This is a genomic window from Vibrio sp. CDRSL-10 TSBA, from assembly GCA_039696685.1.
In the GTDB taxonomy this organism is placed as follows: domain Bacteria; phylum Pseudomonadota; class Gammaproteobacteria; order Enterobacterales; family Vibrionaceae; genus Vibrio.
Window position 1 is genome coordinate 1,753,610 of the sequence record CP155566.1, and the last position, 16,409, is coordinate 1,770,018.

The following is a 16,409-nucleotide window of genomic DNA, read 5'->3' on the forward strand; positions in this document are numbered from 1 at the left end:
GCGGGCAAAGCAATACGGCGCACAGCATGAGCAAAGCGCGTCACTGCTGTCGTGCTGGTGTGGCGGGCTGCGAGTCATCGCACGTTTTACTGGTTTTGAATATGTAGCCGGCCTGCGCTGACGCCCATTTCGTAGCCGCGATCGAGGAGCGGCTTTTTCATCGTCAGTCGCTTAACTGCAAATGTCTCAGGCGGCGCAATCACCTGAATACGCGCGTCTTTAGGCGGATTATGAATAAACTCCAGCGCACCATTATATTTTTCAGCGCGATGAATGATGGAATGGGCAACTTCAGGATAGCGGGCAAACAGACGTTTCATCATCCACTCGCTTTTCGGTTTACGCATCTGATAACTGAGCGGGTGTGACAGGATCACCGTGATGTCGCGCGCGCCACGACGATAGGCCTCTTTGACCGGAATCGAATCAGCAACACCGCCATCGGTATAGCAGCTGCCGGAAAAACAAGGCGTGTTGCGGTATACCAAAGGCAGCGCTGAAGTGGCTTCAATCGCTGTCACAAAGTTATCGCGTGTCACCTGATAGTAATCGGCTTTGCCGGTGCTGATATTGGTCGCGGCCGCGAAAAAGGGGATCGACGAAAACAAGCGATCTTCATCAATCGGATAAAGACGATTGGCTTCGTCAATCAGCCAGCGCACATCAACCAGGTTACCGCCCTGAAGAAAGCGGCGCGGATTGTAGAATGTTTTACTGGTCGCCAGTTGCGTGATGACCTGATAGCTGCGCAGCGGCTGGTGAGACAAATAGCCGACCAGATTCGAGGCTCCGGCCGACACCCCCATCACAAAATCGTAGGGGCGATAATCGCTGTCCATAAAGGAATCGAGCACACCGCTGGCAAAAATACCGCGCATTGCTCCGCCTTCCACCACTAAAGCCTTTTGATCTGCCATGACTTATCCTTCTCTGTTTTTTGTTATCAGATCAAGGATAAGTGGTCACAGGTTTAACGCCAAATGGGTTTTAGTTATTAATCAGATAGGTGGTTTATATACAAACCTGCGAACATCGCACGGTAGTCTATTTAATCCGCAGAATTTAGATTAATTAATCCACAGAAGTTCGTTTAATTAGTCCACATAAGTTACTTTGATTAATCGAGCTGAGTAATGTCGAGTGGCGTACAGTGTTTATTGGTGTCCAGACGCGGGCAATCGGCACACAATGCCCGCCCCTCACATTTGTAAACCAAGCAACAACTGGTACGCACCAGCTTGACCTTGCCTGATTCCTCATCCAGTTTGAGGCTGCTGAGGTGTTTATCCGGTAACCCAAACGCCTCCAGCCACAGTCTGGCTTGGGCGACGATATCCTGATTGGTGTAAGCCGGCCGGATTTGCTGCAGCCTGATCAGGCAATTAAGCAGTGAGTCAGCCAAAAGATGCTGAGTAAAGCCGGGACGAATACGGACCGTTTCGTTGAGTTCAAGCCGATACTGTTCAAACAGGTGGTTGAGTTGCGTTGCCGCCTGACGAATCAGATTGACCCGACGCCCGCTTTGCCACGCATGCGGTTCAAAGCTGAACCCGGCCACAAACAGAGGTTGCCGATACTGGGCGATACGCGTCATATCCGGTAATTTTTTCGCGCTGTAGATAGCAATGAACGATAAAAATATCGGTTGCCAGCACAGCAGCCCCCAGGTTCGGGTCAGCCAGAATGCCTGACCCGCTGCCGGTGTTGCCTGACTGATTTCGTCAAAGATCGCCGCCATCACCACACTGTTATCCTGTCCGGGCACTATCGCATCGCGCTGTGTATCCACAGCAGAGACCTCGCCATGCAGGTACGGGGTGATTTTCTGCGCATAGTGAAACAGAGCTTCAAACGCTTGCAGGTTCGCGTTTGCTTCAGGTAGTTGCTGAGAGTGAGATTGCTGTTCGGTTGCCGGGGTCACGTTGTTGTCTTTTTGATTGTTGACTCTTTTATCGTAAGGATACGTATAATCATTCGCAGTTGCAAATGATTATCATAGCGATAAGGTCAGCAAATGACAGTTAATTCCGGACGGGACAAAAGCAGATAAAAAAAGACCTCTCAGAGGAGGTCTTTTTCATCATTTTGCTATTACGATGTGCGCTGGTCTTGAATCTTGCGTAATTGAGACAAGTACTTAATCCAGCCTTCCGCTTCTTTTGACGGGTCGATGTTATTGGCCTTTTTGGCCTGAATCAACGCATCTTCAAGCTGGTTCAGCTTGTACAGGGCACGGGTTTCTGGCAAGTGCAACCTGTGACTGACGATCTTTCTCTTTCACTTTATCCAGTTCAACCAGAGCTTCACGGTACTGACCTTGCTGGTTAAGCAACTGGGCCACGTTCCAGTGATATTTCTGGTTAAAGCGCGCTGCCAGTGTCCAGGTTGAAATCGCCTGATCCCACTCTTTAGCACGTTGCCAGTAGAAAGCACGTTCAGTGATCAGCTGGATGTCACTGTCCGCATCATCGAGCATTTCCAGCACTTGTGCCGCACGCTCAGGCACGCCGTTTTGAGCATACAACTGGGCAAGCAGACGCAGATCCTGCTGGCTCAGATTAATACCCTGCAGTTTCGCCAGACCCAGACTGCTCAACGCGTCACGCTTCTGACCAGTGCGCAGCTCAAGACTGACTAACTGTAGCCACCAGTTGCTTTTTTCCGGCTCGAGTGCCAGCAAACGCTTAATGGTTGGAATCGCTGGTTTCCAGCGCTCAAGTTGCAGCTGAGCACCCAGCTTAACCGACAGCGGGGTCACTTCATCCGGACGACGGAATTTCTCATATTGCGCGATAGCGTCCAGCGACTTCTGCCACTGCTCAGACTGATAATGAATCTGGCCGATACGCAGCCACAGTTCATACGCATTCTGATCTTTTGGTACCGCTTTGACCAGTTGATAGTAATGAGGAAGCGCCTTGGCATACTGGTGATCGACCAACAGCAGATCGGCCAGCATTTTACGGGTTGTCCAGGCTTGATCATCGGCCAGCTCACCGCTGCTCACCGCTTGTTGCAGTGATTTTAGCGCAGGCTGTAACTGCTCGTTTTGCCAGTAGAACACGCCCAGCATACGAGCCAGATACGCTTTATCATACGCACGCGATACTTCCGCATCCTTGAGCGTACTGATAGCTTCACTAAGCTTGTCATTTTGTGCCAGCTGATTGGCCTTCATGGCTTTGTTGGCGGCATACTGGCTTAATTCTGCCGCGACGCTCCACGATGCCGAGCTCATCAGCAGTAAGCAGACGATTAATCGTTTCATCATTTGGCTAACTTAAACTCCAATTTTACCGTTTGGCCTGGCTGAGTCACTGCTTTCCCCCCATCAAGTTTGGGTTGATATTTCCAGTTTCTCAATGCGCGCATGGCTTCCCGCTCAAACATACGTTTTGGATTGGCTTCCACCACTTCGATATCGGTCGGACGACCGGTTTCGTCGATGGTAAAGCGCAATACCACATACCCTTCCGCACCACGTTTCAAAGCACGCGAAGGATAATTCGGTTCTACACGATACAGCGGTACAGCTTGCTGATTGACTCCGAAATCACCAAATGTCGGTGCGTTGATATTAATACCGTTAATTGCGGTATCCAATCCCAACGACGGCACACTGGTCGGTGATACTGAGTTGGTGGCGGCTGTCTGCTGCTGTGATACCGGAGCTTCCTGCGGCTTTTGTGGCGCTTTTGGTTGCTCAGGTACACTGCGCTGACGACGCTGCACATCCTGCTGCTGCTCGACCATCACCATATTAAAACTGAGTGGTTCGCCTTGCTTTGGTGCCCGCATACTATCGTTATTCACCATCCAGGCCATAAAGGCAAACAAGGCCACTGCAATTCCTGCAGCAAATGGCATGGCTAACAGTAACCGCATCATCAGCGTTGCTCCGCTGCCAATGCAATGTTCTTCACGCCCGCACCCTTCGCGGCATCCATGACTTTAACCACGGTACCGTTATAAGCATGTTCGTCCGCCTGAATAACCAGTGACGCGTCCGGCTGCTCCAGCAGCAAATGCTCCAGAGCGGCTTCAACACGCTCCACATCCACCTGACGTTTGTCGATGTAGATGTCGTTTGCAGAAGTGATCGCGACAAAAATGCCCGCATCTTTCTGTGCCACCACGTTAGATGCTGAAGGGCGATTCACTTCGACACCGGATTCACGCACGAATGAGCTGGTGACAATAAAGAAGATCAGCATGATGAAAACAATATCCAACATGGATGTGAGGTCGATTTGTGCCTCTTCTTGTTTTGACTGACGTCGGCCAAGTCTCATTGCTGGCTCCTTAGCGATTTTTCTAACTTAATTTCAAACAGGCGACAGGTTTTGGCAAGACGCGCATGCACAAACATACCGGCCAGTGCGGCAACCATACCTGCCATCGTCGGCAGAGTTGCCAGAGAGATACCTGACGCCATTAATTTCGGATTGCTGCTGCCTTGGGTCGCCATCACATCGAATACTGAAATCATACCGGTCACTGTACCCAGCAATCCCAACATCGGACAGATAGCAACCAGCACTTTGATCACATTCAGGTTCTGGGTCAGGCTGATATGAGCCTGACCAATCCAGCCTTCACGAATCGCACGGGCGTGCCAGGAATTATGATCCTGACGCGCGTGCCATTTTTCGATCCAAACCTGACGCTGTTTCGGATAGGTGAAGACCAGGAAAATAACCCGCTCCACCACCAACAGCCAACAAAGTGCCACTACTGCGGCCAGCCACCAAAGCACGGTTCCGCCCTGAGCCATAAACTCAGACAACGGCAGAAAGAGGTTGTGTATTGAAAATAACCCGTCTGCTTGGTTCATGATACTTCCTTACGCTGCGTTGCCGACCACGTGACCAGCCTTGTTCTGGCTGCATTCGCGTTCCGCTTCTTCCGCAACCAGGCCAATGCCCTGCTTCTCAAGAATATTACGGATGTTTTCTGCCTGAGTGCTCAGTACGTTGTGTGCCAGCAGCAGCGGCATCGCTGAAATCAGACCCAGTACTGTGGTCACCAGTGCCATCGAGATACCACCAGCCATGACTTTAGGATCGCCGTTACCAAACTGAGTGATTACCTGGAAGGTTTCAATCATACCGGTCACTGTACCCAACAGGCCCAGCATTGGCGCCAGTGCAGCCAGCAGTTTCAGCATCGACAGGCCTTTTTCCAGACCAGTCTGCTCATCAACAACCGCTTCCAGCAGACGCAGCTCCAGAGCTTCAACACTGCGGTTTCTGCTCTTTCTGGTAAACCGACAGAATGCGGCCCAGCGGGTTGTTACCCGGTTGAGAAGGCGTTTTCAGTTGCGCCTGAATTTTCTGACGTGCAATCGCCAGAGAAACACCACGATACAGACCGATGATCAGACCCACCGCCAGCAGTACCAGAATGATTTTACCAATCACGCCGCCAGCCGCCAGGCGATCACCCAGTGTCGGTGCGTGAGCCAGTTGCTCGAGCAAAGTACCGCGCGACGGATCCAGTACGACAGATTCTGTGTTGCCGTCTTTTACCGCCTGCAATGAATCCTGAGTCGGACCATTATCCGGTTGTTTCTGGTAAGCGATTGCATCTTTGCGGCCGTTGTTCCAGTCCACATAACCTTGTTCTGTCACCAGGCCCAGTGAACCGATACGAGTCGCAGAAACAGATTGCGTGCGCCCTTCACCATCGATGAAATTAATCGGGTTGGTGCTGATCTCGCCACTCGCCTTGATCTGTTCATCCATGGCTTGCCACAAACCAACCAGCTGCTTCATTGAAGGCAGTGATTTGGCCGCGACGATCGCATCAATCACACCTGCATATTGCTGACGGTCTACGCCGGTGACTGAGGTTTCAAGTTCCGATTGGATCTCTTTGGCGTTCTGACGAACCACACCAAAGATCTCACCTAAACTGCCGGTTTCCAGGCGCAGCTTTTCTTCCAGACGCGCCAGACTGTTTTCATTCTTGCTGAACTGATCGGACAGTTTGTCCGCTTCAGCCTGCAGCGCGTCACGTTTTTTAACTAACGCGGCTTTTTCTTCTCGCAGCTCTTGTTCGGTTTTACGAAACTCGGCTTCGCGCTGCACATTATGCGCTTGTTGAGTACGGTTTTCGGCCTGAGCTTGCTGAGTCAGTTCGCCCGCCGCGTAAGTGGAAGTCGCGGTTAACGCCAGGCTAAGCCCCATCACTGAGACAATTTTTTTTAACATCATTTATTTCGTCTCCGCTTGAGTCAGTGAAACCGGTAGATTCAGCAAGGTTGGTGCGATTTGTTGATCAGCCAGATCAAACGCGGTATCCACGTCCATCTTCACGCCGTCATCCAGTTCCTGCCAGATGTGTTGCTGTTGGTTCCAAGACCAGTATTTAGTGGCGTTAAGATTACGCGCAATCAGCGCCACGCGGCCCAGGTAAAGAATGTCCGCTTCAACGCTGTCATCCTGGGCGAGTTTAATCTTGTCCTGATAAGTACCCAGCTTCGAACCGTAATCCATTTCAATCTGGTACGCTTCAAGAATGCGACGATATTTCTCCGCATCGCTTACATCTGCACGTGGCATCAGCTCTTTCAGCTTCTCGATGCGATCTTCGCGTGCTGACAGGCGAATCGGCTTATCCTCACTCAGATTGTTTTCCAAACCATCAATCATCTTATACATCAGAGGCACGATGCCCTGACGAGTCTCGTTAATATCAACGATCTGCTCTTGCAGGCTGGTAATCTCACTTTCCTGGCTGGTTACCAGAGAGGACAAGTGGTCACGATAAACGACCAGGTTTTTCACCTCTTCGTTTAACTGTTCGATTTCTGATTGCAGTTGCAGCGCCGCAGCAGAGCTTTTATCGACTTGACGTTGACTGGCAGCAGACGCTGCGTTGGTTTTGTTCTGAATGGCTTTCGCGTCGTCCAGAGAATTGGCATAAGCTGGAAGCATGGCCGCCGCTGAAAGCAGTACTAAGCTAGGTTTTAAAAGGTTCATCATCGTAATCATTTACCGCGAGAGAATGCCCACATCTTAGTGATAACCACTCTCATTTTCAACTAGGTTTTTCCAATTGAATACGTTTTCTTTCGGACATCAATCTAACACTACAGACTGATCGCTGTTAGAATTTTTACCGTACACGTTTTGTTGCATAACTAGAAAGGACAACATAATGAAATTATTGAAGTTTGCCTGCGTACTATTGGCGACTGTTTTACTTGGAGCCTGTACCGGTATGCCGGACAAGGTTACGCCGGTCAAAGGGTTTGATCTGTCCCGTTATCTGGGCACCTGGTATGAAATCGCCCGTCTCGACCATAGTTTTGAACGTGGCTTATCGAATATCAGTGCGACCTACTCTCTTAACGACGACGGCACCGTGAAGGTCATTAACCGCGGCTGGAATGAAGAAGATCAAGCCTGGCAACAGGCGGAAGGTAAAGCGAAATTCGTCCAGTCCGATGATGTCGGTTATCTTAAAGTCTCGTTTTTCGGACCTTTTTACGGCAGTTACATTGTGTTTGATTTGCAAGATGACTATTCACTGGCGTTAGTCAGCGGGCCGGATACCGATTACTTATGGTTACTGTCGCGCACCCCGACCATTGCCGACGATGAGTTGCAACGTGCGATCGGCGTTGCCAAGAGCGCGGGATTTGATACCTCGAAGCTTATCTTTCCCAGTCAGGAAGGAAAATAGCCGCAATTGACTGAACCGGTTATATATGACCGAACAAGATAAGAGAACGGACGGGATTGCCCCGTCCGTTTGCATTTCACATTACACGTATAAACTTGGCGGCTAATAACTCAGCCCTGTGTTTTTGGCTACTTTGATCATGCTCTCACGCAGGTTATCGGCAATTGTATTGAGCGTCTGCATCTCATCGTCAGTAAACGGATGTATCAGGATTTTTTCTACTCCATTTCGGCCGATCACCGCAGGTAAACTTAATACCACATCATTTAAACCGTATTCTCCGCGCAGCAAACTACCGACCGGCAACACCGAATGCTCGTTGATGGCAATGGCCTGAATAATCCGAAACACACTGGCGGCAATGCCGTGCGTGGTGTTGTTCTTGCGTTTAAATATTTCATAGCCGGCGCGTTTGACCGATTCAAGCAGTTCATCGGCATCAATCCGCTCAACACGATTGGCATCGCAGTAATAGTCTGCGTTTCTGCCCGGCAATGCTAATCAGGCTTTTCGGAGTAAAACAGTGGCTGCCGTGCTCCCCTAACACATAACCAAACACGTTTTTCGGATCAAGATTAACGCGCTGTGCCACTATGGTCATCAGACGGGCGGTATCGACGACACAACCGGCAGAAATAACCTGCTGCGGACTATAACCCGTGTTAGCGACAATACTGTGTGTGACAATGTCACACGGGTTGGTCACTATGATAAGAATCGCTCGTGGTGCAACACGCTCTATTTTCTTGGCAATATCGACGCCAATCTTACTGTTGACTTCCGCCAGGTCCATACGTGACTGATCCTGCTGGATCTGGGCGCCGGCAGTAATCACTACAATATCTGCGCCCACCAGTTCCAGATAATCATCGGTGGGAATAATGCGGGTATTTTTCGAAAACGTCAGTGCTGCAGTATGGCGAAAGTCGAACACTTCGCCCTCAGCTCGTGAGACATCACGATCAAGCAGCACCAGTTCGCTGACACTGCCAAGCGTCAGCAGATAGTTACAAATTCCCACGCCGACGGCGCCGGCTCCAATCACACCTATTTTCATTTTGCTGTCCTTGATAAAACGAAGCGATCACGTAACTCATTTTAATTTTGTGAAGTACTTTAAGTACGTTGATTTCGCTAACTACTTTGAGAATGTTAATTGCAAGCTCCGTACCAATAATATGTCGCTAAATAAGCATTACATGGCCAATTTATCTGCACTATTGCGCCTTGATAGCTCATCACAACGAACAAATGCGCCAAACTAGTGCGCTCTTTCTTCAGCCAGATACTTCTTCAGTCAGGTACTTCTTAAGTCTGTTTTTAGTTAAACCTGTTATTAAACAAGTCCGTGATTCCTGAATCCGGTAAGGACTCATGTAGTGAGTGTAGTGCCGGCACGGGTAAGTTTCACTTTGCGCACAAGGGAATAGCGCAATATTTTTTCTTTTTCCAGCCAAAGGCTTATCAAGAATCTGTTGCAGACAAACGCGCGCAGCAGCGCTATGCTGCAAACGGCGGATTTTGGATATGAAGGAAAAAAGAGAATGCCAATCATTGTAGGCCACCGCGGCGTGGCCGGAAGTTACCCGGAAAACACCCGGGTCAGCGTACAGGCTGCCATCGACCTGAAACTGGACTGGGTCGAAATCGATGTTCAGCCGACCAAAGATAATGTGCTGGTGGTCTGTCATGACCATACCATTAACCGCTGCAGTAACGGCAAAGGCCGGATTGATGCGTACACACTGGCTGAACTGCGTCAGTTTGATTTTGGCAGCTGGTTTTCCTCCGAGTTTCCAGGGCGAACCCATCATGACGCTGGCTGAATTACTCGAACTGGCCCATACCAATCAGTTGGGGTTAAATATTGAGGTTAAGGTTGATCGCCACGACGCAAGCGAAGTCGCTGCGCAGTTAAAACAGCAACTCGATACCAGCCCGATGCCGGCAGAACAGATCTTACTGTCCAGTTTCAGTCACGAGATCATTCGCGAGTTGCATCAGCACTGCCCCGGCTACCGTCTCGGTGTGCTGACCGAAAGGCTGTCTGCCAAAGACAAAGCCCTGTTACAAGAAGTGGCGGCTTTCAGTGCTAACCTTAATTACCGCTGGGTGAATCAGGCGCACATTGATTATTTACGCCAACAGGGTTACCAGATCTGGTGTTACACCGTAAACGATGCGGATAAGTTCAGCTATCTTAACCAAGTCGATGCCATTTTTAGCGACTGGCCTGCACGTTTCTTACACCCGGCGCACTGACCTGATAAGCCCCGGCAATTGTGCAGCGGGGCTTAACTCAATGTTGCTGTCAGCGGCAGTAACCATTTTGCTGATAAAGGCAATCGCCAGGCCACAAACGGATCAACAGACGAGCGTGAGAGCCTTCGCTCAAAGGAACAATGCTTTGTCCACTTTGATGACCGCTTTGCGGATTGGCATCGGCTGATCATCGGTGGCAATCAGCGGGCGATGAGGCTGGCCGGGATAAAAGATCACAAAGTCGCCTGCTTCCACGTCCACAAAGCGCTCATTGCTTTGCTGCTTACTGAACGCAATATCCCTTTGTTCGAGACGATCGTCATCTAACCCGTCAAACAGAGTGACACCGTAACCAAAAGTCTCTTTACCTTGCAGCAGAATTTGCACGTCGAGATAACGGCGGTGGCATTCAGCGATACGCTCATCACGCATTTGGGTATGGTCATGGGTAACGAAGAAAAACGCGGCATCACCCTCAAGTTTCGTAGCGGCCGTCTTCTATCGGCGATTGCAGACGCTCAGCCACCCGTTGAATCAATTGTTTGAGCGCTGGTGACAGTGACTGGGTAAACTCAAGTTGTGACAAATGACCAATAAACACAAATCTATTCCTTTGTTTGTTGTGACTGGCTCTTATAGTACTCCTATTCCCGAACGGAAAAAGAACTTTTTAAAACACTGGTTCAAAATTACGAATAGCTAAGTCAATATTCATTCAACGCCGCTTTTACAACGAAGGTTCCTTACAGCATTTGTTTTTTACAACAACCGTTCATTACAACCAATAGCCAGCGGAGACATATCGCGCATGGAATGGATTCAAGTCAGCCATTTATGGATTTGGGCCTTGTTAGGTCTTGCCATCATTGCCGCCTTAATGAGTTTCTACTTCAGCACCTTGCGGACAGGCAGCCTGGGGCTGTTACTCATCACTTTACTGAGTGCGTTAGTGAGCGAACAAATAACCTGGCTGGCCTTGGTCTACAGTGCCGTCGGTCTGGGATGCGCTTTTCTGCTGCCCCGCTTTAACCGGGATATGAAAAAACTCGCCTGGGTATTCCTGTTGTTGTGGTGTACCGCCTTGCTGCTGCACTCGGTGCCCGGATTTAACAACATATTGGTGCTGGACAAGGTACACACCGGACCAGGCAGCCTGCCGTTCACTCTCTATCTCAATCTGGATAAACCTTTGGTGTTTTTTGCCCTCTGGCTGGCGCAGTTCGGATTACTTGGCGACCATCATCAGCGTATCAGGCCGCTTACCTGGCTGATCCTGCCCGGCCTGCTGGCTCTGCTACCGCTCGCCTGGGCGGTTGGCGCCATCCAACCGGAATGGAGTGTGCCAGACTGGCTGTGGCTGTTTGTGCTCAACAATTTACTCATCACCTGTGTGGTGGAAGAAGCCCTGTTTCGTGGCTTGTTGCAGCAATGGCTGGTGAAGATTTTCGGAGCGGTCGGGGGCATTATCCTCGCCAGCGCCCTGTTTGGCCTGGCGCATCTGGCCGGAGGGATGATGTTGGTGGTATTCGCTGCACTGGCGGGATTAGGTTACGGCCTGGCCTATTATCTCAGTCAGCGGTTATGGGTCGCGATTGGCTTTCACTGCCTGTTTAATCTGACCCATTTAGTGCTGTTCACCTACCCGGCTGCCGCCGGATAGCGGCAAAATTCAGGGCTGATGACGATCCCGCGTTGCCGCTGAGACCTCACTTTCAGTTGCTTTACGTCGTCTAATCCGGTGTCGATACAACCAGGCCAACACCCCGACCAGGGCAATTGCGCCGAAAGCCTGCAGTTCATAATGTTTGATATCGCCAAGAATCACTTCAATCGTATTGCCGAACAGGTAACCCAAGACACCGACCACACAAGCCCAAATCGCGGCGCCGATGATGTTAAATAACAGAAAACGGGTCGGTTTAACTGAACTGGCGCCTATCAGAAACGGAGTAACAGTGCGCAAACCATACAGAAAACGGAAACCCAGAATCAAAAGTACCTGATGTTTATCCAGCAGATCCAGTACCCGCTGAGATTTCACCTGCCAGTGAGGCCTTTTCATCAGCGCCTGTTTGCCTTTATAGCGGCCAATATAATAATAGAGCTGATCACCCAGCAAACTGCCGCAGAACGCACATACAATAACCCAGGGCAATTCCAGATAACTGCGGTGCGCGGCAAACCCGCCCAGCACTAGTACCGTTTCCCCTTCAAAGAAAGTCCCGACCGCAATCGCTATATAGCCGTAATCCGCAATAAGTTGTTCCAGAGACATAAAAATCACTCAACTAAACCAATATGCTTACGTTAATCCAATGACGGGTCGGCGACAATCACTAACCGGCTATTACTCTCTGACAAGCGATTATTCGCTGTCTGGTTGCTGCTCCGGTGCGGCGCGCGCGAATCCTGGAATGCGCCGCAGCCGCTCGGTAATACGCTGGATTTGCGGATAATCCTGCATCGGTACATTAAAACGCTCCGCGTTATACACTTGCGGCACCAGGCACACGTCCGCCAGTGACAAGGTATCACCAACACAATACTGGCCGCTGCGACGCAGCAATTTCTGCTCAAAGGCGCTAAACCCGACCTGAATCCAGTGCCGATACCAGGCGTCTTTCTGCTCTTCGCTGACCGCAAGATGCTGGCGCAGATACTGCAAAACACGCAGGTTGTTAAGAGGATGGATATCAGAGGCAATATCCTGCGCCAGAGACAAAACCTGATACTTATCGTGCCCCGAGGCCGGGATCATTGGCATCTGCGGATAGACATCGTCAAGGTATTCGATGATCGCCAGTGATTGTGACAGGGTCATGTCGCCGTCGGTCAGCACCGGCACCAGCTCGCTCGGATTAAGCTGATGGTAGGCATCTCTGTGCTGCTCGCCGCCGTTTCTGACCAAGTGCACCGGTGACATTTGATAGTTCAGCCCTTTCAGGTTCAGTACGATACGCACCCGATAGGCCGCCGAAGAGCGCCAGTAACCATATAAGGTGATGTTACTCATCATAGGACCCCTTCGGTATAGTTCCCTTCCGGTACATAACGCACCACTCGTTGCTCTATGGTGCCAAACAGATCGTCGCCGTTGCGGCCCTCCATCCGTATCGTGACTTTGTCGCCAAAACGCATAAATGAGGTCGCAGGCTCACCGTCCCGAATGGTTTCGATCATGCGCACTTCTGCGATGCAGGAGTAACCCACGCCTCCTTCCGCAATCGCCGTTCCGTAGTCCGTGCCCTGTTTATTGGAGACAGTGCCGGATCCGATGATCGTACCGGCGCTGAGCGGCCGGGTTTTGGCCGCATGGGCAATCAGCCGCGGAAACTCAAACGTCATATCCACTCCGGCATTGGGGCAGCCGAACGCTTCATTGTTGTATTGAGTGAGCAGCGGCAGCGTTACTTTACCGCCATCCCAGTCCGGGCCGAGTTCATCGGGTGTAATCGCGACCGGCGAAAAGGCCGACGAAGGCTTGGACTGAAAAAAGCCAAACCCTTTCCCCAGCTCTGCCGGAATAAGACCGCGCAGCGACACATCATTAACCAGCATCAGCAGACGTATCGAATCTGCAGCCTGTTGCAGCGGCGTTTCCCATCGCCACATCACCGGTAATGATGGCGACCTCGCCTTCAAAATCAATGCCCCACTCTTCGCTCGCCATGCGAATCTCGTCCCGCGGGCCTAAAAACGCATCGGAGCCGCCCTGATACATCAGCGGATCAGTCCAGAAACTGGGTGGCATTTCGGCGCCACGCGCCTTACGCACCAGTTCAACGTGATTAACATACGCAGAGCCGTCTGCCCACTGATAGGCACGCGGCAAAGGGGATTCACACCGGGTTTGATCAAACGGCATCGCGCCCGGCATTTCGCCCAGCAGCGCATTCAGCTCGACATACACGGTCTCCAGCAATGGCTGACAATGCGACCAGTTATCCAGCGCCTGTTGCAACGTTGCCGCCACCTCAGAAACAGCAACACAATGGGTCAAATCACGGCTGACCACCACCAACATGCCATCACGGGTACGATTTTTTAATGTCGCGAGTTTCATGAAGACTCCTATTCTGCTGCCTGCTTCCAACTGTAGACGTAATCCGGGTTTTCCACCTGCTGTGCCGCCTGACTAAATTGCAGAGCGTGACGGGTATCAATCATCACAGCCACTTCATCGGTAAAGGTTTTTTTGTGCTCACGCCCGGCCTGAAAGGCCTTTGGGTGCGGGCCATGAGTGAAACCGGCGGGATGAAACGTCACCATGCCGGCCTCAATATTGTCGCGGCTGAAGAAGTCTCCGGCGTGATAAAACAGCACCTCATCATAGTCATCATTATTGTGATAGAACGGCACTTTGAGCGCACCGGGATCGCTTTCAATCGGTCGCGGTACAAAGGTACACACCACAAATCCGTCACCGACAAAGGTGGTATGCGCCGATGGCGGTAAATGATAGCGATGTGACATCAGCGGCCGGATATCGCGCCAATTGAGACGCACTACCGCCAAATCACCATGCCAGCCAACTGCATCCAGCGGGTTAAACGGATAAGTGATCACACTGACCTGCTCATGTCGCTTGACCCGCACCTGCGTCGTCGTTTCGCTGTACTGAGCTTTGAACGCATCATCAATCGCCGGGACATCCAGCACCGCCGGATCAAATACCGCATGATTACCGACAATGCCTTTCTCCGGCAGTGAATAAGCCCCGTCGCTGTTTTCAATCATGAGTAAAAACAGCGGCTGAGTCGGTTCCAGACGCCAGCTGGTCGAGCGCGGGATCATCACATAATCCCCTTCACGAATGGTGAGATGGCCATAATCGCAAAACAGTTCGGCTTCGCCCTGATGGACAAACAGCAGTTCGTCTCCGTCTGCATTACGAACCAGACCCGGCATCGCCTGAGCGAGTTTCCACACCCGAATCTTCACATCATGGTTGTGCAACAGATGCGGCACCGACCAGGGACAAAGCTGAGAAGCCTGCGCAACCTGATTAAAGTTAAACGCACGCGGGCGCAACTCGCCTTGCCACTCACTCCAGCCGGTGGGTGCGTGCTGATGATGAAAATGCGCCGCCGGACCAAAGAAACCGCTGCGTCCCGCTTCACGTTCATATATCGCATCATCGGGAAAATCGGCATGAGCCTGTTTAGAACAGGTGCCTTCCCGGTGCGGAAAGGTGATCCATTTATGCATCATCCAGTACCCCGCGACGAATTTGATCTTCTTCGATCGATTCAAACAGCGCCTTGAAATTCCCTTCGCCAAAACCTTCATTGCCTTTACGTTGGATAATTTCAAAGAACACCGGCCCGATAACGGTTTGAGTAAAGATCTGCAGCAGGATGCCATCTTTCATCGGCGCGCCGTCAATCAGGATACGCAGCGCTTTAAGCTGTTCCAGATCTTCACCATGCCCGGCGACCCGCTCGTCGACTTTTTCATAATAGGTGTCCGGGGTCGGCATAAATTCCATTCCCCGTTCGCGCAAGGTGCGTACCGTATGGTAAATGTCATCCGTGCTCAGCGCGATGTGCTGAATGCCTTCACCATTGTATTCGCGGATAAACTCCTCGATCTGCGATTTGTCGTCCGAGGATTCATTAATCGGAATCCGAATTTTGCCGCACGGCGCAGTCATCGCACGACTGACCAGGCCGGTTAGCTTGCCTTCGATATCAAAATAGCGGATTTCGCGAAAGTTACCGATGCGCTCATAGAAACCAGCCCAGGTATCCATGTGACCCTGTTTGACGTTATGGGTCAGGTGATCAATCTCAAGCAGGCCGACATTGGCGTTCACCAGACGAATTTTCGTGTCCGGATAAAACTGAAAATCGACGTCATAAATGCTGTGGTCACCGTAACGGTCAACAAAATAGAGCAGGCTCTCGCCAATCCCGTAAATGGCCGGAATGCTGAGCTCCATCGGACCAATCTCGGTTTTATATTCCTTACCGCCGTTCTCCAGCGCATGTTGCAGCGCCAGCCCTGCGTCTTTGACCCGAAACGCCATTCCGCAAACCGACGGACCATGCACTTTAGCAAAGGCCGCCGCCTGACTACGCGGCTGAGCGTTGACGATAAAGTTAATGTCGCCCTGGCGGTATAACCAGGCCCGTTTCGAGCGATGCTTAGCGATTTCGGCAAAGCCAAGCGCCGAAAAAAGAGCTTTCAGCTGCTCAATCCCGACCGCATCGGCAGCGGTATACTCAACAAATTCAAACCCGTCGGTGCCGAGCGGATTTGCCAGTGAGTGATTAGCGGCCAGCGGCATGTTGTTGTGGCTATTTTTATCTGCGGCCTGACTCGTTTGCGCATGAACGTGGGCAGTCATGTTCGTCTCCTAACGTACTGTTACATCCAGTTGTTAACAATATGTTATAAAGCTGCATCATTCGCGGCGAAAAGGAAACTGTAACGCGACGGAAAGCGATTTTGTCCGC

12 protein-coding genes and 6 pseudogenes are annotated in these 16,409 nt (G+C 51.1%); 3 read left to right on the forward strand and 15 right to left on the reverse strand.

The genetic code is table 11. The features are described from left to right. Positions 1 to 86 precede the first annotated feature (86 nt). The 8 genes and pseudogenes from ABDK09_15610 to ABDK09_15645 all read right to left on the reverse strand — a co-directional run bounded on the left by ABDK09_15610 (position 87) and on the right by ABDK09_15645 (position 6,983). Positions 87 to 917, reverse strand: a complete 831-nt coding sequence (locus tag ABDK09_15610) for a patatin family protein (GenBank protein XAW88533.1) — start codon at positions 915 to 917, stop codon at positions 87 to 89. A gap of 200 nt (positions 918 to 1,117) precedes the next feature. Beyond that, complete coding sequence (locus ABDK09_15615) at positions 1,118 to 1,921, reverse strand: siderophore ferric iron reductase (GenBank protein ID XAW88534.1); 804 nt, start codon at positions 1,919 to 1,921, stop codon at positions 1,118 to 1,120. A gap of 170 nt (positions 1,922 to 2,091) precedes the next feature. Continuing rightward, positions 2,092 to 3,268 (reverse strand): annotated as a pseudogene (locus ABDK09_15620) (tetratricopeptide repeat protein). Continuing rightward, positions 3,268 to 3,888 (reverse strand): energy transducer TonB, encoded by a 621-nt coding sequence (locus ABDK09_15625; GenBank protein XAW88535.1) that lies wholly within the window; start codon positions 3,886 to 3,888, stop codon positions 3,268 to 3,270. Before ABDK09_15625 ends, ABDK09_15620 begins: the two are co-directional and overlap by 1 nt. Next, on the reverse strand, positions 3,888 to 4,292 hold the full coding sequence (locus tag ABDK09_15630; protein ID XAW88536.1) for a biopolymer transporter ExbD: 405 nt from the start codon (positions 4,290 to 4,292) through the stop codon (positions 3,888 to 3,890). The genes ABDK09_15625 and ABDK09_15630 overlap by 1 nt, the downstream gene beginning before the upstream one ends. After that, positions 4,289 to 4,834, reverse strand: a complete 546-nt coding sequence (locus ABDK09_15635; protein ID XAW88537.1) for a MotA/TolQ/ExbB proton channel family protein — start codon at positions 4,832 to 4,834, stop codon at positions 4,289 to 4,291. Before ABDK09_15635 ends, ABDK09_15630 begins: the two co-directional genes overlap by 4 nt. Before the next feature lie 9 nt (positions 4,835 to 4,843). Further along, positions 4,844 to 6,215: pseudogene (locus tag ABDK09_15640) on the reverse strand (MotA/TolQ/ExbB proton channel family protein). Further along, entirely contained in the window at positions 6,216 to 6,983 is a 768-nt protein-coding gene (locus ABDK09_15645) for a DUF3450 domain-containing protein (GenBank protein XAW90758.1), read from the reverse strand. A gap of 187 nt (positions 6,984 to 7,170) precedes the next feature. Here ABDK09_15645 and ABDK09_15650 point away from each other — a divergent pair, with 187 nt between their 5' ends. Then, a complete protein-coding gene (locus ABDK09_15650; protein XAW90759.1) occupies positions 7,171 to 7,689 on the forward strand; it encodes a lipocalin family protein in 519 nt (172 codons plus the stop codon). A gap of 102 nt (positions 7,690 to 7,791) precedes the next feature. On the opposite strand, the pseudogene ABDK09_15655 reads toward ABDK09_15650, so the two are convergent. Continuing rightward, a pseudogene (locus ABDK09_15655) lies at positions 7,792 to 8,746 on the reverse strand (L-lactate dehydrogenase). Positions 8,747 to 9,233: 487 nt separating this feature from the next. Here ABDK09_15655 and ABDK09_15660 point away from each other — a divergent pair. Further along, a pseudogene (locus ABDK09_15660) lies at positions 9,234 to 9,951 on the forward strand (glycerophosphoryl diester phosphodiesterase). A gap of 129 nt (positions 9,952 to 10,080) precedes the next feature. Here ABDK09_15660 and ABDK09_15665 read toward each other — a convergent pair. Then, a pseudogene (locus tag ABDK09_15665) lies at positions 10,081 to 10,552 on the reverse strand (YhcH/YjgK/YiaL family protein). A gap of 207 nt (positions 10,553 to 10,759) precedes the next feature. Between ABDK09_15665 and ABDK09_15670 the strand changes: the two are divergent. Then, positions 10,760 to 11,611: a CPBP family intramembrane glutamic endopeptidase gene (locus tag ABDK09_15670; GenBank protein XAW88538.1), complete on the forward strand. Its 852-nt coding sequence runs from the start codon at positions 10,760 to 10,762 to the stop codon at positions 11,609 to 11,611. Positions 11,612 to 11,620: 9 nt separating this feature from the next. Here ABDK09_15670 and ABDK09_15675 read toward each other — a convergent pair whose 3' ends face one another. The 5 genes and pseudogenes from ABDK09_15675 to hppD form a co-directional block, all read right to left on the reverse strand. Continuing rightward, on the reverse strand, positions 11,621 to 12,226 hold the full coding sequence (locus ABDK09_15675; GenBank protein XAW88539.1) for a DedA family protein: 606 nt from the start codon (positions 12,224 to 12,226) through the stop codon (positions 11,621 to 11,623). Positions 12,227 to 12,316: 90 nt separating this feature from the next. Continuing rightward, entirely contained in the window at positions 12,317 to 12,964 is a 648-nt protein-coding gene (maiA, locus tag ABDK09_15680; GenBank protein XAW90760.1) for a maleylacetoacetate isomerase, read from the reverse strand. Then, positions 12,964 to 14,014 (reverse strand): annotated as a pseudogene (locus ABDK09_15685) (fumarylacetoacetate hydrolase family protein). The gene maiA and the pseudogene ABDK09_15685 overlap by 1 nt, the downstream one beginning before the upstream one ends. A gap of 8 nt (positions 14,015 to 14,022) precedes the next feature. After that, positions 14,023 to 15,159, reverse strand: coding sequence for a homogentisate 1,2-dioxygenase (locus tag ABDK09_15690; protein ID XAW90761.1), 1,137 nt, complete (start codon positions 15,157 to 15,159; stop codon positions 14,023 to 14,025). Beyond that, the gene (hppD, locus tag ABDK09_15695) at positions 15,152 to 16,240 is read right to left on the reverse strand and encodes a 4-hydroxyphenylpyruvate dioxygenase (GenBank protein ID XAW90762.1); all 1,089 of its coding nucleotides are present in this window, start codon (positions 16,238 to 16,240) and stop codon (positions 15,152 to 15,154) included. Before hppD ends, ABDK09_15690 begins: the two co-directional genes overlap by 8 nt. Between the last annotated feature and the right edge of the window lie 169 nt (positions 16,241 to 16,409).